The sequence below is a fragment of the Microbacterium sp. DMC48 genome (assembly GCF_056313825.1).
Map to the genome: position 1 here is coordinate 388969 of NZ_JBQUZN010000006.1, position 18594 is coordinate 407562.

The following is an 18594-nucleotide window of genomic DNA, read 5'->3' on the forward strand; positions in this document are numbered from 1 at the left end:
AACACGATAGGGCTATGTGCGTGCTATCGTCAACACGGAGGTCGGGATGGCACACAAGCGCGCGTCGATGGCGGATGTCGCACGAATCGCGGGGGTGTCGGCGCAGACCGTCTCTCGGGTCGTGAACGCCAGTCCCCGGGTCGATCCCGCCACCCGCGCCCGCGTCGAGGAGGCGATGGCCCGCAGCGGCTACCGCATCCACCGCGCCGCCCGGGCGCTGCGGACCGGGAGATCCGGCACGATCGGCGTCGTCGTCTCGACGCTCGCGACCGTCGGCAACTCGCTCATGCTCGAAGCCGTGACCGATGCCGCCGCCGAACGCGAGCACGACGTGGCCGTCGTCACTCTGGGTTCCGGAGACGCGGCCGAAGCGCTCCAGCGACTCAACGAGCAGGGTGTGGACGGTGTGGTCGTCATCAACGAGGCCTCCGCACTCGTCCGCTCTGCCGATCTGCCGACCGCTCTTCGACTGGTCGTCGTCGACTCGGCGCCCGACGACCGCTTCGCCGGCGTGGAGACTGATCATGCCGGGGGAGCCGCCGAGGCGACCGCGCATCTGCTCGCGCTCGGCCACGTGTCGGTCGCGCACATCGCCGGCCCGGCGACCTCCTACGCGGCGGCCGAGCGCGAGCGGGGCTGGCGCGACACCCTCGAGGCGGCGGGGCGGCCGGTCGGCGCGCTCGTGCGCGGCTCCTGGACCTCGGCATCCGGCTACGAGGCAGCCCAGACACTCATCGACGACGGCGCCGTCGGCACCGCCCTGTTCGTCGCCAACGACCAGATGGCCCTCGGGGCGCTGCGCGCCCTCGCCGAGCACGGTGCGCGGGTGCCCGAAGACGTCAGCGTCGTCGGCTTCGACGACGTCGACGACGCGGCGAACTACCGGCCCCCGCTCACGACCGTGCGACAGCTCTTCGACCGGCTCGGTGCGCAGGCCGTCGCCGCTCTTCTCGACGAGGGCGACGACCTCGAGTCCACGTCGGCGACCGGGGCGACCCGCGCCGTCATGCCGGCTCCCCTCATCGTGCGCGACAGCACGGGCCCCGCGCCGGTCTGATCGCGGGGCGACGTTCGCGAGGTCAGTCGACGGCGACGGCGTCGATCAGCGCCGCGGCCTGCGGCTGCAGCACCGGCGGCCGGAGCCCTACCGATGCCGCCGCGCGGCCCGTCATCGTGACCGGCGCGGCCTCCCAGGCCAGCGGTGACTGCCCGAGGTAGCCACCGGCCCCGTCCGGGATGGTGATCGACACCCGGTACCGGCGGTCGGGGTCGAGACCCGGCAGGGTGATCGGCGCCGGCGGGTGCAGTGCGCTCGTCCGCACCTGCGTGTGCACGTAGACGGCGCGCGAGCGGTCGCGGGCCACGGTGCCGCGCAGGTCGAGGGCGGGGTCGGCGAGGTCGGCGTGCACGCGTCGGCCGGTGGCGATCAGGTCGCGGTGCTCCCGGTAGAGCTCCACCCACGCGGCGATCTGCGCGAGGGTCGTCTCGTCCTCGGCGGTGAGGTTCCACTCGATTCCGAGGTGACCGAACAGCGCGGTCAGCGCGCTGAACGGCAGCGAGACGCTCCGTCCCGTCGAGTGCACGACCGGGCTCGTCAGGTGGGCGCCCATCATCTCGGGCGGGACGATCAGGCCGGTGTAACGCTGGGTGTCGAGGCGCTCGACGGGATCGAGGCAGTCGCTGGTCCAGATGCGATGGGTGCGCTGCAGGATGCCGAGGTCCACCCGCGCCCCGCCCGACGCGCACGACTCGATCTCGAGCCCGGAGTGCCGCTCGAGCAGCTCGTCCAGCAGACGGTACAGCGCGAGGACGTTCTCGTGCGTCCGGGGGGTGCCGTGCGCACCCGATCCCGCCTCGGCGAGATCCCGGTTGTGATCCCATTTCAGATAGGCGATCGGGTACTCGTCCAGGAGGGCGTGCAACCGGTGCGCGATGTAGGCGTAGGCCTCGGGGTGGGACAGATCGAGCACCTGCTGCTGACGTCCCGGCGGGGGCAGCTCATCTCGCGCGCGCAGGATCCAGTCGGGATGCCGCCGCGCGAGCTCGCTGTCGGGGCTGATCATCTCCGGCTCGACCCAGAGCCCGAATTCCATCCCCAACCCGCGCACGTGCTCGATCAGCGGGCCCAGCCCGTCGGGCCAGACCTCGGCATCCACCCACCAGTCCCCGAGTGCGGCCGTGTCGTCCCGGCGTCCGTGGAACCATCCGTCGTCCAGGACGAAGCGTTCCACGCCGACACGCGCACCGCGGTCGGCGAGGGCGCGGAGGGTGTCGAGGTCCTGGCGGAAGTACACCGCCTCCCACGTGTTGAGGGTGACCGGTCTCGGCCGTCTCGGATGCGCCTCGCGTGCCCGCAGCTCGTCGTGGAAGCGGGCCGCGAGCTCATCGAGGCCATCGCCCCACGAGCCGATCGCCTCGGGAGTCTCGTAGCTCTCGCGCGTGGCGAGGAGAACCTCGCCGGGCTGCAGGAGCTCGCCGGCGCGCAGCACCGCGTCTCCGGTGGGCGTGCGCTCCGCGAGAAGGCGGTGATCGCCCGACCACGCCACGTGCACCCCGTGCACGAGTCCGCGCTCGAAGCCGAAGCCGGGGACCCCCGCCGCGAGTAGCAGGGTCGCGTCCGCACCCGGCCGGCCGCGACGGCTCTCGCGGACGAATCCGCCGATCGTGAACGGCTGACGCTGCGGCGCGCGCTCGCGCAGGTGGTGACCGGTCGTGCTCAACAGCTCGGCGGCGCCGGGGGGCAGGGGGAATCCGGCGGTGAGCGCATCCACGCGGTAGGGCGCGGCGCCGAGGTTGGTCACCCGCAGGCGCTGGTGCAGAAGGCCGCTCACGCCGACGGCGAGAGCGATCCGCACCTCGAGTGCGGCGGCATCGCCCCGGAGCGTGAAGGTCGCGGCGTCCGGGGTCACGTCGGCGTCGACGAGGGTGAGACGCGTCGAGAAGTCCGCGCCCGCGCGATCGCCGCTCAGCCCGGGGGTCGTCAGCCAGCCTCCGGACTGCTGGGGCAGCAGGGTCAGTCTCGCCGTCGTGTCCAGGCCGCCCGAGACACGCTGCGGGACGGCGGCCCGGGCGAGGTCGGCGAGATCGGATGCCGCGAGCTCGCCGAGATCGGGCCCCCAGTGCACGATGATCGGCTGGTCGGCCGACACGAGATCGAGCACGACGCTCGTGCCGCCGGCGCGAAGGTGGGCATGAGGGGGAACGGCGGTGGAGGCAGAGGTCACGAGCGGTCGTCCTTCGTCGGGCAGCGGGGATGCGGTGCGGTGGAGGCGCGCGTCACGAGCGCCGTCGACACATGGTGCACGCCGCCCGCGACCGGGCGGCCCTCGATCTGGTCGACGACGAGAGAGACGGCGAGCGAGCCGGCGGTTCCGAAGTCCTGGCGCACCGTGGTCAGCGGCGGCCAGAAGTAGGCCGCTTCGGCCATGTCGTCGAAGCCGACGACGCTGACCTCGGCGGGCACGGCGCGACCGCGCTCGTGGAAGGCGCGCATCGCGCCGAGCGCCATCTGGTCGTTCGCGGCGAACAGGGCCGTCAGCTCGGGCTGCGCCGCCAGGAGGCGACCGATGCGGTAGCCCGACTCGGCGGTCCAGTCGCCCACGTGGACGTGCGGCACCGCCCTGCCCGCCGCCTCCAGCGTCGACTGCCACGCCCGTCGACGCAGCTCGGCGGCACGCGAAGCGGGGGGTCCGGCGATGTGCCAGACCGTCTCGTGGCCCAGCGAGAGCAGGTGCTCGACGGCGAGGCGGCTGCCCTGGTCCTGGTCGGCGGTCACGGAGGGGTGCTCGTCGCCGGCGCCGGACTGGATGAGCACGCTCGGCATGCCTGCGGGAAAGCCGACCGATGCCGAGGACATCAGATGTGACTCGATCACGACGATGATGCCGTCGACGGCGTCCTGGTCCAGGCGTGACACCGCCGAGGCCACGGCGTCGCCGGCGGTGAGGGCCGGCTGGGCCTGGATGAGCTCGATGGCGTAGCCGCGGGCGGCTGCGGCGGTGAGGATGCCGCCGATCGTGCCGATGTTGCCGAGCGAGTCGAGGCTGAAGACCACGACCCCGATGGAGCCGAAGGCGCCGCGGCGCAGGGCGCGTGCCGCGACGTTGGGGCGATAGCCCAGCTCGTTCATCGCGGCGAGCACACGGTGGCGGGTCGCATCCGCGACTCGTTCGGAATTGTTAGCGACTCGTGACACGGTCTGTCCGGAGACCCCCGCGCGCCGCGCGACATCTTGCAGCGAGGCGCTGCGCGCGCGTTCCGCTGAGCCGTTCATCCGCGTTCTCCCTTGAGCGTCGATCCGGAACTCTTGACACATGTTGACGTCAACATGCTACTCTCGACCTCGCCATGTTGACGTAAACATGGCCCCGTCCCACAGAAGGCTCTGACGAAGATGTCCGCACTCACCGCACCCGCACCGGCTCGACGCCGCGTGCGTCGGACCGACCGCCAATGGGCGGGGTTCTGGTTCGTCCTGCCCTTCCTGATCGTGTTCGCCGTGACGTTCCTCGCGCCGCTGGCCTACTCGATCTATCTCAGCGTCTTTCGCACGAAGCTGATCGGCGGCACGTCCTTCGTCGGTGCCGACAACTACCTGCAGGCGTTCTCCGACCCCCAGTTCTGGGCGGGGTTCGCAAACGTCTTCCTCGTGCTCGTCATCCAGGTGCCGATCATGCTGCTGCTGGCGCTCATCGCCGCCCTCGCCCTGGACTCGCGCCGCCTGGCCGGCAGCTCCTTCTTCCGCATCGGCATCTTCCTGCCCTACGCGGTGCCCGGCGTCGTCGCGGTGCTCATGTGGGGCTTCATGTACTCCGACCGTCTGGGGCTGGCGGGCAACATCAACCAGCTCGTCGGCTTCGACCTCGTGACCCCGTTCACCCAGCAGTGGATCCTGCTGGCGATCGGCAACATCATCACGTGGGAGTTCATCGGCTACAACATGCTGATCTTCTACTCGGCACTGCGCACCATCCCCGAGGACCTCTACGAGGCGGCGGCGCTGGATGGCGCCGGTCAGTTCCGCATCATCCGCGCGATCAAGCTGCCTGCCCTGCGCGGTGCGCTGGTGATCGCGACGATCTTCTCGATCATCGGCAGCTTCCAGCTGTTCAACGAACCCAACATCCTCAAGACGCTGGTCCCGAACCTGCTCACGACGTACTTCACCCCGAACATGTACGCCTACAACCTGAGCTTCATCGGCCAGCAGGTCAACTACGCCGCCACCATCGCGATCATCATGGGCGTCATCACCGCCGTCATCGCCTACGTCGTCCAGCTGCGCGGCACCCGTAAGGAGAACCGCTGATGGCCGGCCTGCCCCTCGACCACACCGGCACCATGACCGGTCGTCCCCGTCGCCGTCGGCGCTCCGAGATCGGCGAGAAGGGGCCGCGTAAGTCGCCCCTGCTCACGATCATCATGTCGCTGTTCCTGATCTACTCCTTCCTGCCGCTGCTGTGGCTCGTGATCAGCTCGACCAAGACGCAGCAGTCCCTCATCGGATCGTTCGGCCTGTGGTTCTCGGGGCCCTTCGCCCTGTTCGACAACATCGGCCAGGTCCTCACGTACAACGACGGCATCTTCCTGCGGTGGTTCCTGAACACGCTGATCTACGTCGTGATCGGAGCCGGCGGCGCCACGCTGCTGGCGACGCTGGCCGGCTACGGGCTCGCGAAGTACAACTTCCCCGGCAAGCGCGCCGTCTTCGCCGTGATCCTCGGTGCCATCGCGGTGCCGGGAACGGCCCTCGCGGTTCCCACGTTCCTCATGTTCAGCCAGCTGGGCCTCACGAACACGATGTGGGCGATCATCATCCCGTCCCTGATCTCGCCCTTCGGCCTGTACCTGATCTGGGTCTACGCGGTCGACTCCGTGCCCACCGAACTGCTCGAAGCGGCCCGCGTGGACGGATCGGGTGAGTTCCGGACGTTCTTCACGATCTCACTGCGTCTGTTGGCGCCCGGTGTCGTCACCGTGGCCCTCTTCGCGATCGTGGCGACGTGGAACAACTACTTCCTGCCCCTCATCATGCTCAACGACCCCAACCTGTTCCCGCTGACCATCGGTCTGCAGCAGTGGAACCTCCAAGCCGTCGGCGTCAGCTCGCAGCCGATCTTCAACCTGGTCATCACCGGGTCGCTCCTCACGATCGTTCCGATCGTCATCGCCTTCCTCCTCCTCCAGCGCTACTGGCAGTCCGGCCTGAGCGCGGGAAGCGTCAAGCAGTGACAGGGGTGTCACTGCGCGGCGTCCCATACCCACCCACCCACCCATATCCGACAAAGAAGCGGAAGGACACAGCATGACAAGCACCAAGAAGATCGCGCGTGTGGTCGCGATCGGAGCCACCGCGCTCCTGATCGGCGGCGGCCTCGCGGCGTGCGCCGGCGGCAACGGCGGCTCGAGCTCGGGCGGCAGCGCGTCGTCGATCGACGAGGCCCTGAAGGCCGGCGGCGAGATCACCTACTGGACGTGGACCCCTTCCGCCAAGGATCAGGTCGCCGCGTTCGAGAAGGCCTACCCGAACGTCAAGGTCAACCTCGTCAACACCGGTGGCGCGAACGACAACAACACCAAGCTGCAGAACGCGATCTCGGCCGGCTCGGGCATCCCCGACGTCGTCCAGATCGAGTACCAGTCGCTCCCGCAGTTCCAGCTGGCCGGTTCGCTCCTGGACCTCAGCGCCTACGGCTTCGGCGACCTCAAGGGCGACTACACGGCATCCACGTGGGGTGCAGTGTCGCAGAACGGTGGCATCTGGGGCCTTCCGCAGGACTCGGGCCCCATGGCCCTGTTCTACAACAAGGAGGTCTTCGACAAGTTCGGTCTGACCGTGCCGAAGACGTGGGACGAGTTCGTCGCGGCGGGTGAGAAGCTGCACGCGGCAGACCCGACGAAGTTCATCACGAACGACCAGGGCACCGACGCCGGCTTCGGCACCTCGATGATCTGGCAGGCCGGCGGCCGCCCGTTCAAGACCGATGGCGAGAACGTCACGATCGACCTGAGCGATGCGGGCGCGCAGAAGTGGACCGCTGTCTGGGACAAGCTGCTCGCCAGTGGCTCGCTCGGCAACATCCCCGGCTGGAGCGACCAGTGGTTCCAGGCTCTGGGTGACGGCACGATCGCCTCGCTGCCGATCGGCGCCTGGATGCCGGGTGTTCTCGAGGCCAACGTCCCCGGCGGCAAGGGCAAGTGGGCTGTCGCGCCCATGCCGACCTACGACGGCACCCCGGCCACGGCCGAGAACGGCGGATCGTCCGAGGTCGTCATGAAGGGCTCGAAGAACCAGGCTCTCGCGGCCGGCTTCCTCAAGTGGCTGAACAACTCGCAGGATTCGATCGACGTCTTCCTGAAGTCGGGCGGCTTCCCCGCGACGACGAAGGACCTCGAGTCGTCTGACTTCCTGAACAAGACCTCGGACTACTTCGGTGGCCAGGCCATCAACCAGGTTCTCGTCGACGCGACCAAGTCGGTGGGCACCGGATGGCAGTACCTGCCGTGGCAGTCGTACGCCAACAGCATCTACGCCGACACCGTCGGCAAGGCCTACCTGAACAAGACGTCCATCGCGGACGGACTGAAGGCCTGGCAGGACAAGAACGTGTCGTACGGCACGGACCAGGGCTTCAGCGTCAACAAGTAAGCCCTTCGCAGGATCTGCGGCGGTGGGGTGGTCCCGATCACCCCACCGCCGCGGCTGTGAGAAGACAGTGATTGAGAGGCCCGCATGGCTACCGGATCCTTCCGCATCGGCGAGAGCGACTTTCTGCTCGACGACCAGCCGTACCGGGTGCTGAGCGGCGCCCTCCACTATTTCCGTGTGCACCCCGACCAGTGGGCAGATCGCATCCGCGCCGCCCGCCTCATGGGGCTGAACACGATCGAGACCTACGTTCCCTGGAACGAGCACGAGCCCGAGCCGGGAGTCTTCCGCGCCGACGGTGCGCTCGATCTCGCCCGCTTCCTCGATCTGATCGCGGCCGAAGGAATGCACGCGATCGTTCGCCCCGGGCCCTACATCTGCGCCGAGTGGGACGGCGGGGGTCTTCCCGCCTGGCTGTTCTTCGACGGCGACATGGGCGTCCGTTCGGCCGACCCTCGTTTCCTCGCCCCCGTGACGGCTTTCCTTCGCAGAGTGCTCGAGATCGTGGTGCCGCGCCAGATCGATCGCGGCGGCCCGGTCATCCTGATGCAGGTCGAGAACGAGTACGGCGCCTACGGCGATTTCACGACGCAGGAGCGCGAGAGCTACCTGCGCGCCCTCCGCGACACGTATCTCGATGCGGGCGTGACGGTCCCGCTCACGAGCGTCGACCAGCCGACCGACGAGATGCTCTCGCGCGGCAGTCTGCCCGAGCTGCACCGCACCGGCTCCTTCGGCGGCAACGTCGCCGATCGCCTGCGCGTCCTTCGCACGCACCAGCCCACCGGCCCCCTCATGTGCTCGGAGTTCTGGTGCGGATGGTTCGACTACTGGGGATCGTTCCATCGCACGTCCTCGACGGAGGCATCCGTCGCGTCACTGGAGGCTCTGCTGCAGGCGGGCGCCTCGGTCAACATCTACATGTTCCACGGCGGCACGAACTTCGGCCTGACGAACGGTGCCAACGACAAGGGCGTCTTCGAGCCGACCATCACGAGCTACGACTACGACGCCCCGCTCGACGAGGCCGGCCGTCCCACGGAGAAGTTCTGGGCGTTCCGAGAGGTCATCGCCCGCTACGCGCCCGTTCCCGAGGCGACCGCGGCCGATCTACTGCCGCCCCTCGCGGCGGCCCCCGCGCCGGTCCCGCTCGAAGGCGTCGTCACGCTCGCCGACCTTCTGCGCGCCGAGCCCGCACAGCACCACGATCACGCGCCGACGATGGACGAGCTCGGCGTCTCGCGCGGCTTCCTGCGCTACGAGACCCGTCTGGCGCAGGGCGAGGCGCCGGTGGTGCTCGCGATCGGCGAGGTGCGCGACCGTGCCTGGGTGAGCCTGGACGGCGTGCCCGTCGGCGTCCTCTCGCGCGACCGCCGTGAACGCACGCTCGTGCTGCCGCGCGGCACCGGCGTTCTCGGCATCCTCGTCGAAGACCAGGGACGCGTGAACTACGGACCGCGGATCGGTGAGGAAAAGGGTCTGATCGGTCCGGTCACCGTGGGCGGGCTGGTTCCCGCCGCGTGGGACGTCGTCGTCGTGCCCTGGGAGCAGCTGCCGGCGCGCGCCGCCGAAGCATCCGGTGCGGATGCCGGGCCCGTCGCCGGTGCCGCGGTGCTTCGCGCTGTCGTCGACCTCGACGCGCCGCGTGACCTCGTCGTCGATCTCACGGCGCTCGGAACGGGGCTGGCGTGGATCGGAGAGTTCTGCCTGGGTCGCTTCTGGCAGACGGGTCCGCAGCACTCGCTGTTCGTCCCCGCCCCGCTGACGCGGGCGGGTCGTAACGTGTTCACGGTGCTCGACCTGGAGCCGACCGGCGCCGCCGAACTCGCGTTCAGCGATCGGCTGCTGCTCGGGCCTGTCGAATGGTGAGGCCTGTCGAATGGTGAGGCCCGTCGAATGGTGAGGAGAGAACCCATGACCGCACGTGTGCGTGCTGCCGAGATCGTCGGCGACGTCGACGACCGAGTGTTCGGCGGGTTCGTCGAGCATCTCGGACGGCACATCTACGACGGCATCCACGAGCCCGGACACCCCGCTGCCGATGCCGAGGGCTTCCGCACCGACGTGATCGCGCTCGTGCAGGAGCTCGGCGTCACGACCATCCGCTACCCGGGTGGCAACTTCGTCTCCGGCTATCGCTGGGAAGACGGCATCGGCCCGCGCGAGGATCGGCCGCGGCGCCTGGACCTCGCGTGGCGATCGACCGAGACCAACCAGGTGGGCCTGCACGAGTTCTCCTCGTGGCTGGAGAAGGTCGGCAGCGACCTCATGCTCGCCGTGAACCTCGGCACGCGCGATGTCGCCGAGGCCCTCGACCTGCTCGAGTACGCGAACGTCGCCGCCGACACCGCCTGGACTCGCGTGCGCGCCGCGAACGGACGCGAGACCCCCTTCGACGTGCGGATGTGGTGCCTGGGCAACGAGATGGACGGTCCGTGGCAGCTCGGTCACCGCAACGCCGAGGACTACGGCACGCTCGCCTCGCGTGCGGCCAAGGCGATGCGCATGCTCGATCCCACCATCGAGCTCGTCGCCTGCGGCTCGTCGGCCCGTGACATGCCCACGTTCGGGGCGTGGGAGCGCGACGTCCTGCGGCACACGTTCGACGACGTCGACTTCATCTCCTGCCACGCGTACTACCAGGAGCGCAACGGCCAGGCGCAGGAGTTCCTCGTCTCGGCCGTCGACACCGACCTGTTCGTCCGCGAGGTGGTGGCCGCCGCCGACGAGATCGCGCACGAGCGCGGATCGGACAAGCGCATCATGCTCTCGTTCGACGAGTGGAACGTCTGGTACCAGTTCGCCGACGACGGCACGAAGGCGGGAGACCTCGTTCCCGACGGTTGGCCGGTGGCGCCGCGGCTGCTGGAGGACCAGTACAACGTGATGGATGCCGTCGTCGTGGGCGATCTGCTCATCACGCTGCTCCAGCACGCCGATCGCGTGCGCTCCGCCTCGCTCGCACAGCTCGTGAACGTCATCGCACCGATCATGACCGAGCCCGGCGGTCCCGCGTGGCGCCAGACGACCTTCTACCCCTTCTCGCTCACGTCCCGCCTCGGCCGCGGCACCGCGCGGCGGGTCGAGATCGACGGCGCGCCGCGCGTGCAGAGCGCGCGCTTCGGCGACGTCTCCGCCGTCAACGCGGTCGCCACGACCGACGACGCCGGCACGAGCGTGTTCCTCGTGAACCGCTCGGTGTCGGATGCCGCGGAGCTCATGATCGATCTGCGCGAGCTCGACGCGGCATCCCTCGCCGTCGTCGAGTCGTGGATGATCACCGATGCCGATTACCGGGTCGCCAACACGCTCGCCGACCCGGACCGGGTGCGGCCGCAGTCGCTGGAGGTCATCCGCCAGGGCGACGAGCTGCGCGTGTCACTGCCGGCCGTCTCGTGGGCGGTCGTGCGACTCGGCTAGCCTCCGCTCCGCGCGTTCTCCCGCGCGAGAAACCACATCCGCCACGAGAAACCAACGCGGCGGGTGTTTCTTGCGCTGAATGTGGTTTCTCGCGGCGCGGCGCGCGCCCGCGCTGCGCCTCAGTCGGCGATGAGCTCCGCAGAGCTGAGCTCGTTCCACAGCACCGGATGCCACGCGCCGGCGAGTCGAAAGCGGAGCGTCGGCGTCGTCGCCGTGTCGGTGTCCGTCATCGACCTGTGCCGAGAGCGTCGTCGATCCCGTCGCTGCTGACGTCGATCCCATCACCGATCTTGCTGTAGAGAATGCCCAGCTGGTCGGCTGCGGCGGTGAGGTCGAGCGAGGCGCTCGACTGACTCTTCGTGAAGAGATCGATGTGACCGGGCTCGCGGCTGCCCGCATGGCGCGCGGCCAGCAGGAGTGCAGAGAGCTCATCGGAGGTGACGGGGTCTTCACCGGACGTGACGACTTCCACGATCCCGCCCGAGGAGAAACCACTCTGCCCCTGCGCGACCGTTGCGCTCGCGACGCGAGAATCGGCCGCTTCCACGGCGCTGACGGCGGCCGATGCGTCAGCATCCCCACTTTTCCCGATCACGGCGAGCACGCCGTGCACAACACGACAGCCGCCGCAACAGCGGCCGCGACCGTCCATCCGCGTCTCATTCCTGCCATGAGTAGTACTCCGTTTCGGTGTAGCTGTTCGCCTCGTGCGTACTGCCCGGCGTCGTGGATCTTCGTCACGTCGGTCGGGTTGCCAGGCGCGGCCGACGTGATCGTCTGCCAGTTCGGGCGAGTGGGAGGAAGCGTGAAGAAGTCGAGCTTCGGGACGGGGTCGCCCTCGTGCTGCACGGAGATCACGCGCGCGCGGTCCGGGATCGGCATGTTGTCGATCGGTGCGCCGCAGACGACGACGGCACCGAAGTTGTCGTCGTCCGAGCGGTAGGCGGCGAGGTGGCCCGCGAGGATGCCGCCCTGACTGAACCCGACGAGCATGACGGACTCCCCTCGGCCCGCCCTTGATCCCGGCCTGGTCCGCCTCCTGGTGTCGATGCGAGCCTAGGCGCTGGTGGCGGCCATGCGACATGGGCAGGACTCCCCATGCGAGTCGCACGCCGCCGTGCGTCAGCGCGCGGCGCGGCGCGCCTCCCAGCCCGTGCGCACCATCTCGTCGACCGTGTAGCGGTTGGCCCAGTCGAGGTCGCGCGCGGCCAGCTCGCCGGTGGCGACGATGCGGTCGGGGTCGCCGGGGCGGCGGGGCCCGATCTTCGGCGTGAAGTCGATGCCGGTCACGCGGGCCATGGCATCCATGATCTCGCGCACGCTCAGTCCGTTCTGCGAGCCGAGGTTGTAGGCGGCCTCCACGGGCTCACCCGCCTCCAGGCGCTGCGCCGCCACGACATGCGCCGCGGCGATGTCGCCGACGTGCACGTAGTCGCGGACGTTGGTGCCGTCGGGAGTGTCGTAGTCGTCGCCGTTGATCTGCGGCGTCTCGCCCGCGAGCAGCTTCTCGAACACGATCGGGAAGAGGTTGTGGGGGCTGGTGTCGTAGACCGCGGGGTCGGCCGAGCCGACGACGTTGAAGTAGCGCAGCGCGGTGTGCCGCAGCGGGTTCTCGTCGGATGCCGTGGCGACCGCCTGGTCGCGCAGCAGCCATTCTCCGATGAGCTTCGACTCGCCGTACGGCGACGCGGGGCGCTTGGGAAGGTCCTCGGTCACCAGCGGCACGTCAGGGGTGCCGTAGACCGCGGCCGAGGAAGAGAAGACGATGTTGTGCACACCGGCATCCGCCATGGCCGCCAGCACCACGCGGGTGCCCTCGACGTTCTGCTCGTAGGTGTGCAGCGGGCGCTGTACGGAGACGCCCGCGTACTTGAATCCGGCGACGTGGATCACGCCCGTGACGCCGTGTTCGCGCATCGTGTCGGCCAGCAGTGCGCGATGCAGGATCGTGCCCTCCACGAACGGTACGCCCTCCGGCACGAACGACGCGTGGCCGCTCGAGAGGTCGTCCACGACGACCGGGGCGATGCCCGACGCCTGTAGAGCGCGCACCACGTGCGCACCGATGTATCCCGCTCCGCCGGTCACAAGCCACGTCATGTGTCCATCCTGCCCGATGCGAGCGGGTACCCGATGCCGCAGGCAGGTGAACGCGTAGCATCGCGCCCATGACCCGCGTCGTCCTCGCCCCCGACAGCTTCAAGGGCTCGATCCCCGCCGCCGCGGTCGCCGCCGCACTGCGCGACGGGTGGCGGTCGGTGCGACCCGCCGACGAGGTAGTGCTGCGGCCGATGGCCGACGGGGGAGAGGGCACGCTCGACGCGTTCGCCGCCGCCGTCCCGGCCGCGACGCGGATGCCGCTCACCGTCACCGGGCCGGCGGGAACGCCCGCTGAGACGGCATGGCTGCTGCTGCCGGACGGCACCGGGGTGGTCGAGCTCGCGGCGGCCAGCGGGATCGAACTGCTGGGCGGCCGGTTGCGTCCGTGGGACGCGTCGACGCGCGGGTTCGGCGAGGCGATCGCCGCTGCGCTCGACCACGGCGTGGAGCGCCTCGTCCTCGGCATCGGATCGAGCGCGTCCACGGAGCTTGGCGTCGGCATGCTCTCGGCGCTCGGCGCCGGGTTCGTCGACGGCGACGGCGCCGCGGTGCCCGACGGCGCCGGAGGGCTGGCGGCGATCGCCCGCGTCGACACCGCCGCGCTGCGACCGCCTCCTGCCGGCGGCATCGTCGTGCTCTCCGATGTGACCACTCCGCTGCTCGGCCCCGCGGGTGCGGCCGCGGTCTTCGGCCCGCAGAAGGGCATCGACGACATCGCGCGCGCCGAGGCGGGCCTCGCGCACGCCGCGTCGCTGTTCCCGCTCGATCCGATGATGGCGGGCGCGGGTGCGGCGGGGGGCACCGGCTTCGCCCTGCTGACGTGGGGAGCACGACTCGTCTCCGGCGCCGAGGAGATCGCCCGCCTCGTCGGGCTCGCGGATGCCGTCGCGACGGCCGATGTCGTCGTCACGGGTGAGGGGGCCTACGACGATCAGTCCGCGGCGGGAAAGGCGCCCTCCGTGGTCGCCGCGGCGGCCGCCGCGGCCGGGGTGCCGACGGCCCTCGTCGCCGGACGGATCGCCCCCACGGCGGATGCGACCGCGTTCTTCGCGGCGATCGCGCTCACCGACCTCGCCGGGTCGGCAGGCGCCGCGCTCGCCGATCCTGCGCGGTGGCTGCGCGCCGCCGGGGCGCAGCTCGCAGCGGGCGTCGCACGCGTGGCCTGATGAGGGGGCGCCGCCGCGCCGCGCACGTCGCGTGTTGACGTCAACATCGCGACTCCTCTAGGCTGGGACCGAGCCATGTTAACGGTAACATGACGCGCTCCCGGTTCGCGACGACGCGACACAGAGAGGAATCCCCCACGATGAAGTCCTCCGGCCTGATCGCGCTCGCCGCCGTCACCGCCCTCGGTATCACCGGACTCGTGGCGCCGCTCGCGGCTGCCGAGCCTGCGGCGGCGGCATCCGCGCCCCCCACGGTGACGATCACCCCCAACCCCGCCTACGCCTCCGAGCCCTTCGAAGGGTGGGGGACGAGCCTGGTCTGGTTCGCGAACGCCACCGGTGGCTACCCGGAGGCGGTTCGCCAGGACCTCCTCGACAAGGTGTTCGGCGAAGACGGGCTGAACCTCAACATCGCCCGCTACAACATCGGCGGCGGCAACGCGACCGACGTCCCGTCGTATCTGCGTCCGGGCGGTGCCGTGCAGGGGTGGTGGAACCCCGATCTCGGCAAGAGCGACGGCTCCGGCCCGATCACCTCCACCTACGCCGACCGTGCGCGCTACGCCGCCGCCTGGAACCCCGACGACCCGTCCGCGTTCAACTGGAACGCCGATGCGACCCAGCGCTGGTGGATCGAAGCGCTCAAGGACAAGATCACCAAGTGGGAGGCATTCAGCAACTCCCCGCCCTACTTCCTGACGCAGAGCGGGTACGTCTCGGGTGGCATCAACAACGCCAGCGCCGAGCAGCTCGCGCCCGCCGACATGGACAAGTTCGCCGGGTATCTCGTGAAGGTCGTCGAGCACCTCGAGCAGACCTACGGCATCACCTTCGACTCCCTCGACCCGTTCAACGAGCCGAACACGAACTACTGGGGCACGACCATCCCGCAGGGCGCGACCTGGCCGACCTCGGCCAGTCGCCAGGAGGGGGCGCACATCGGCCCGCAGCGCCAGGATCAGATGATCCAGGCGCTCGCGGCGCGTCTCGCGGCCCCGTCGACCACGACCAAGGTTCCGATCTCGGCCATGGACGAGACGAACCCGTCCACCTTCGTCACGGACTGGAACGGGTGGTCGCAGTCCTCGAAGGACGCCGTCGCCCAACTCAACGTGCACACGTACGGAACCTCCAACCGCACGATGGTGCGCGACATCGCCAAGACCGCTGACAAGCCGCTGTGGATGAGCGAGGTCGAAGGCGACTGGGACACCTCGAAGTCCGGCTTCAACCAGACCAACATCGACAACGGTCTGGGCATGGCGGGCCACATGATCGATGACCTCCGCGAGCTCGAACCGCGGGCCTGGGTGTTCTGGCAGCCGGTCGAAGACCTCTACAACATGCAGAAGGTGGAAAAGCTCAACTGGGGCAGCGTCCTCGTCGACTTCGACTGCAACGCCGACGGGAACTCGAAGCGGCGCCTCACGGACGGCGACGCCGACCCCTCGTGCAAGGTCGTCACCAACGCGAAGTACAACACGGTGCGCAACTTCACCCACTTCATCCGTCCGGGCGACCACATCGTCCCCACCAACGACACGCAGACCACCGCCGCCGTCTCGGCATCCGGTACCGGCGTGAACCTCGTTCACGTCAACACGGAGACCACCGCGCGCACCGTGCGTCTTGACCTGTCGAACTTCGCATCGATCGCGCCGGGTGCGACGGTGACGCCGGTCGTCACGACGCAGTCTCCGGCCGATGATGTCGAGAAGAACGCGCTCGTCACCGGTTCCGCCGTGGCCGTCGACCCGATCACGCGCACGGCGACCCTCACGGTGCCGGCCAAGTCCGTCACGACCTTCGTGGTGTCGGGCGTGTCGGGCGTTGCGGCGTCCGCGCCGCAGGTGAAGGACGGCGCGGCCTACCAGCTCTTGGGCGTGCAGAGCGGCAAGGCCCTCACCGTGCAGGGGACGGCGCTCACCATCCGCAGTGCGGCGACGACGGCGGATGCCGCGACGGCGCAGACCTGGACGGCGACCTCGCTCACCGGCGCCGGCTCCGACCGCCAGCGTGTGCTGTTGCGGGCAGCCGACGGGCGCTACCTGGCCTCATCCGGGACGAACCTGACGGTGATCAGCGCAACACCGGAGCAGGCCGCGACCAACCCGGCGGCGCAGTGGATGCCCACCACGCTCGACGGACGCGGATTCTCGCTGCTGAACGTCGCGTCCACCCGTGTGCTCGACGTCAACGGCGCCGGTACGGCCGACGGCACCAGCGTGGGGCTGTGGACCTCGAACAACGGCGCGAACCAGGCCTGGACGCTCGCCCCGACCGCGGTGCAGAGCGTGCCCGACGTGACGACCACGACCGCCGTGGGCGTCGCGCCGGTGCTTCCGACGACGGTGCCGATCCGTTACGTGGGCGGTGGCACGCGCACGGCCGCCGTGACGTGGAGCCTCGACGGCCACGACTGGGCCCCGGGCACCACCATCGTCGCCGGCAGCGGCACCGATCTGTTCGGTACGCCGTTCACCGTGCGGGCGGTGGTCGACGTCGGCGCCTTTACGGCGGCACTGCCCGTCTCGCTCACCACGTACACGGGAGCCTCCGCGGCCACGGTCGCCGCCGCGTCGCCGACGACCGTGCCTCTCGAGGTGCGCGCCGGCGGAGCGACGGCCTCGGCGCCGGTGACCTGGTCGTGGTCGGGCGTGACGGATGCCGCGTTCGCGCAGCCCGGCATCGCCTCGATCAGCGGCAGCGCGAGCGTCGCAGGCGGCGGCACGCTCCCGGCCACGCTCAGCGTCATCGTCACGGAGCCGACGGAGAACAACGTCGCACGCACGAGCACGGCGTCCGCGACCTACACCGAGAGCGGCTACCCCGCCTCGAACACGATCAACGGCATCACGACGGACAAGGGATGGTCGAACTGGCGCAGCGGCACGCTCAACGCCGCCGACACGCTGACCTACGCCCTGTCCGCTGCGGTTCCCGTCCCGCACGTGAAGGTGTACTTCAAGCGCGACGGGGGCACCTCGTGGGCCCAGACGATGCACGTCGACTACCGACTCGGCTCGGGGTCCTGGGTCACCGGAGACACGATCACCGTCGGAACCCCGGCGACCGGCGATCCCTCCGTCGACGTCCCCGTCGGCGCGGCATCGGCCGATCAGATCCGTGTCGTGATGAACGCCTACCCCAACACGCACATCATCGTGTCGGAGGTCGAGATCTACGCGCCGGCTCCCTCGGCATCGTCGGTCGCGGACCTCGCACGGCTGAGCGTCGGCTCCACATCCGTGCAGGACTTCACCGCCGACCGCACGGCCTATGCGGTGTCGGTGCCCGGATCGACGTGGCCGACGGTGGCCGCGACAGCGGTCGACGAGGATGCGACGGTCGCGATCGTCCAGCCCGCCGACGGCGGGGGCACGGCCACTGTCCGCGTCACGGCCGTCTCCGGCGCCGAGAAGGTGTACACGATCGCCGTCACGCGCGATGCCGTCGTCTCGGGCGTGACGATCACCGGCGCGCCCACGGTCGGTGCGACGTTGACGGCTGTCGCCGGCACCGTCGACCCGTCGACGGCGCAGCTCACCTACGCCTGGCGTCGGGACGGGGTGCCGATCGATGGAGCGGTGTCGACGCAGTACACCGTGACCACCGCCGATGTCGGACACGCGCTGACGGTCGCTCTCACGGCATCCGCCGACGGGTTCACGGCTGCCACCACGGTCTCCGACGCCGTCACGGGTCAGGGGGCGACGACCACGCCGACGCCGGATCCCTCGCCGTCGCCGAGTGGCTCCACCTCCCCGTCCCCGAGCGGCCCCGTTTCGCCGTCGCCGTCGGCCTCCGCCGGAACGGGAGCGCCTGGTGAGGGCGACCTCACGGCGGCGCTGCAGGGCGCGATCTCGGGGCCGGCGACCATCGCCGCCGGCTCCACCGTGTCGATCCAGGTCGGCAGCGATCGCGCCGGCAGCTCGGTGGGGGCGTGGCTGTTCTCGACGCCGCGAGCCCTCGGCACCGCGACCGTCTCGGCAGCGGGAACCATCGCGGTGACCGTTCCGCTCGACGTCCCCGCAGGCGCACACCGGCTTGCGGTCACCGACGCCTCCGGAGCGGTGATCGGGTGGTACGCGGTCACGGTGACGGCAGCGCCGACGGCGCTCGCGACGACCGGTGCCACGGCTCCGTTCGGCGTGGCTCTGGTCATCGCGATGCTCCTGGTCCTCGCCGGCGCGGCGCTGGTCATGCGTCGCCGCCCCGTGCGGGCCTGAGAGACGGAAGCGGCCCCGTCCCCCTCGTCGG

At 70.0% G+C, this 18594-nt stretch carries 13 protein-coding genes; 8 read left to right on the forward strand and 5 right to left on the reverse strand.

Features of this window, described 5'->3' with window-relative positions; all coding sequences use genetic code 11:
• The first annotated feature begins 46 nt into the window (after window positions 1–46).
• Window positions 47–1057, forward strand: a complete 1011-nt coding sequence (locus ACT53O_RS13785; protein WP_433719264.1) for a LacI family DNA-binding transcriptional regulator — start codon at window positions 47–49, stop codon at window positions 1055–1057.
• A 22-nt stretch (window positions 1058–1079) separates the two neighbouring features.
• Here the strand turns inward: ACT53O_RS13785 and ACT53O_RS13790 are convergent, their stop codons facing one another.
• Window positions 1080–3224 carry an alpha-galactosidase gene (locus ACT53O_RS13790; protein ID WP_476153036.1) on the reverse strand — a complete coding sequence of 715 codons (2145 nt, stop codon included), beginning with the start codon at window positions 3222–3224 and terminating at the stop codon, window positions 1080–1082.
• A complete protein-coding gene (locus ACT53O_RS13795; RefSeq protein ID WP_378793031.1) occupies window positions 3221–4315 on the reverse strand; it encodes a LacI family DNA-binding transcriptional regulator in 1095 nt (364 codons plus the stop codon). Before ACT53O_RS13795 ends, ACT53O_RS13790 begins: the two co-directional genes overlap by 4 nt.
• 78 nt (window positions 4316–4393) lie before the next feature.
• Here ACT53O_RS13795 and ACT53O_RS13800 point away from each other — a divergent pair, with 78 nt between their 5' ends.
• The 5 genes from ACT53O_RS13800 to arfA all read left to right on the forward strand — a co-directional run bounded on the left by ACT53O_RS13800 (window position 4394) and on the right by arfA (window position 11068).
• The gene (locus tag ACT53O_RS13800; RefSeq protein ID WP_036316119.1) at window positions 4394–5308 is read left to right on the forward strand and encodes a carbohydrate ABC transporter permease; all 915 of its coding nucleotides are present in this window, start codon (window positions 4394–4396) and stop codon (window positions 5306–5308) included.
• A 32-nt stretch (window positions 5309–5340) separates the two neighbouring features.
• The gene (locus ACT53O_RS13805; protein ID WP_239498625.1) at window positions 5341–6231 is read left to right on the forward strand and encodes a carbohydrate ABC transporter permease; all 891 of its coding nucleotides are present in this window, start codon (window positions 5341–5343) and stop codon (window positions 6229–6231) included.
• Between the two features lie 73 nt (window positions 6232–6304).
• Window positions 6305–7648 carry an ABC transporter substrate-binding protein gene (locus ACT53O_RS13810; protein ID WP_036316121.1) on the forward strand — a complete coding sequence of 448 codons (1344 nt, stop codon included), beginning with the start codon at window positions 6305–6307 and terminating at the stop codon, window positions 7646–7648.
• Window positions 7649–7732: 84 nt separating this feature from the next.
• Window positions 7733–9517 carry a glycoside hydrolase family 35 protein gene (locus ACT53O_RS13815; protein ID WP_294980869.1) on the forward strand — a complete coding sequence of 595 codons (1785 nt, stop codon included), beginning with the start codon at window positions 7733–7735 and terminating at the stop codon, window positions 9515–9517.
• Between the two features lie 45 nt (window positions 9518–9562).
• Complete coding sequence (arfA, locus tag ACT53O_RS13820) at window positions 9563–11068, forward strand: arabinosylfuranosidase ArfA (RefSeq protein WP_476153040.1); 1506 nt, start codon at window positions 9563–9565, stop codon at window positions 11066–11068.
• Between the two features lie 226 nt (window positions 11069–11294).
• Here arfA and ACT53O_RS13825 read toward each other — a convergent pair whose 3' ends face one another.
• The 3 genes from ACT53O_RS13825 to galE all read right to left on the reverse strand — a co-directional run bounded on the left by ACT53O_RS13825 (window position 11295) and on the right by galE (window position 13168).
• Window positions 11295–11720 (reverse strand): hypothetical protein, encoded by a 426-nt coding sequence (locus ACT53O_RS13825; RefSeq protein ID WP_476153042.1) that lies wholly within the window; start codon window positions 11718–11720, stop codon window positions 11295–11297.
• Window positions 11660–12061 (reverse strand): hypothetical protein, encoded by a 402-nt coding sequence (locus ACT53O_RS13830; protein WP_036316129.1) that lies wholly within the window; start codon window positions 12059–12061, stop codon window positions 11660–11662. Before ACT53O_RS13830 ends, ACT53O_RS13825 begins: the two co-directional genes overlap by 61 nt.
• A gap of 129 nt (window positions 12062–12190) precedes the next feature.
• A complete protein-coding gene (gene galE, locus ACT53O_RS13835; RefSeq protein WP_036316131.1) occupies window positions 12191–13168 on the reverse strand; it encodes a UDP-glucose 4-epimerase GalE in 978 nt (325 codons plus the stop codon).
• 68 nt (window positions 13169–13236) lie between these two features.
• Here galE and ACT53O_RS13840 point away from each other — a divergent pair, with 68 nt between their 5' ends.
• On the forward strand, window positions 13237–14334 hold the full coding sequence (locus tag ACT53O_RS13840) for a glycerate kinase (RefSeq protein ID WP_036316133.1): 1098 nt from the start codon (window positions 13237–13239) through the stop codon (window positions 14332–14334).
• Window positions 14335–14474: 140 nt separating this feature from the next.
• Window positions 14475–18563 carry an RICIN domain-containing protein gene (locus ACT53O_RS13845; RefSeq protein WP_476153045.1) on the forward strand — a complete coding sequence of 1363 codons (4089 nt, stop codon included), beginning with the start codon at window positions 14475–14477 and terminating at the stop codon, window positions 18561–18563.
• The last annotated feature ends 31 nt before the right edge of the window (window positions 18564–18594 follow it).

Coding starts and splice junctions, on each gene's coding strand:
- ACT53O_RS13785 (WP_433719264.1), top strand. CDS start 47: ATGGCACACAAGCGCGCGTCGATGGCGGATGTCGCACGAATCGCGGGG.
- ACT53O_RS13795 (WP_378793031.1), bottom strand. CDS start 4,315: ATGTGTCAAGAGTTCCGGATCGACGCTCAAGGGAGAACGCGGATGAAC.
- ACT53O_RS13800 (WP_036316119.1), top strand. CDS start 4,394: ATGTCCGCACTCACCGCACCCGCACCGGCTCGACGCCGCGTGCGTCGG.
- ACT53O_RS13805 (WP_239498625.1), top strand. CDS start 5,341: ATGACCGGTCGTCCCCGTCGCCGTCGGCGCTCCGAGATCGGCGAGAAG.
- ACT53O_RS13810 (WP_036316121.1), top strand. CDS start 6,305: ATGACAAGCACCAAGAAGATCGCGCGTGTGGTCGCGATCGGAGCCACC.
- ACT53O_RS13815 (WP_294980869.1), top strand. CDS start 7,733: ATGGCTACCGGATCCTTCCGCATCGGCGAGAGCGACTTTCTGCTCGAC.
- arfA (WP_476153040.1), top strand. CDS start 9,563: ATGACCGCACGTGTGCGTGCTGCCGAGATCGTCGGCGACGTCGACGAC.
- ACT53O_RS13825 (WP_476153042.1), bottom strand. CDS start 11,720: ATGGACGGTCGCGGCCGCTGTTGCGGCGGCTGTCGTGTTGTGCACGGC.
- ACT53O_RS13830 (WP_036316129.1), bottom strand. CDS start 12,061: ATGCTCGTCGGGTTCAGTCAGGGCGGCATCCTCGCGGGCCACCTCGCC.
- galE (WP_036316131.1), bottom strand. CDS start 13,168: ATGACGTGGCTTGTGACCGGCGGAGCGGGATACATCGGTGCGCACGTG.
- ACT53O_RS13840 (WP_036316133.1), top strand. CDS start 13,237: ATGACCCGCGTCGTCCTCGCCCCCGACAGCTTCAAGGGCTCGATCCCC.
- ACT53O_RS13845 (WP_476153045.1), top strand. CDS start 14,475: ATGAAGTCCTCCGGCCTGATCGCGCTCGCCGCCGTCACCGCCCTCGGT.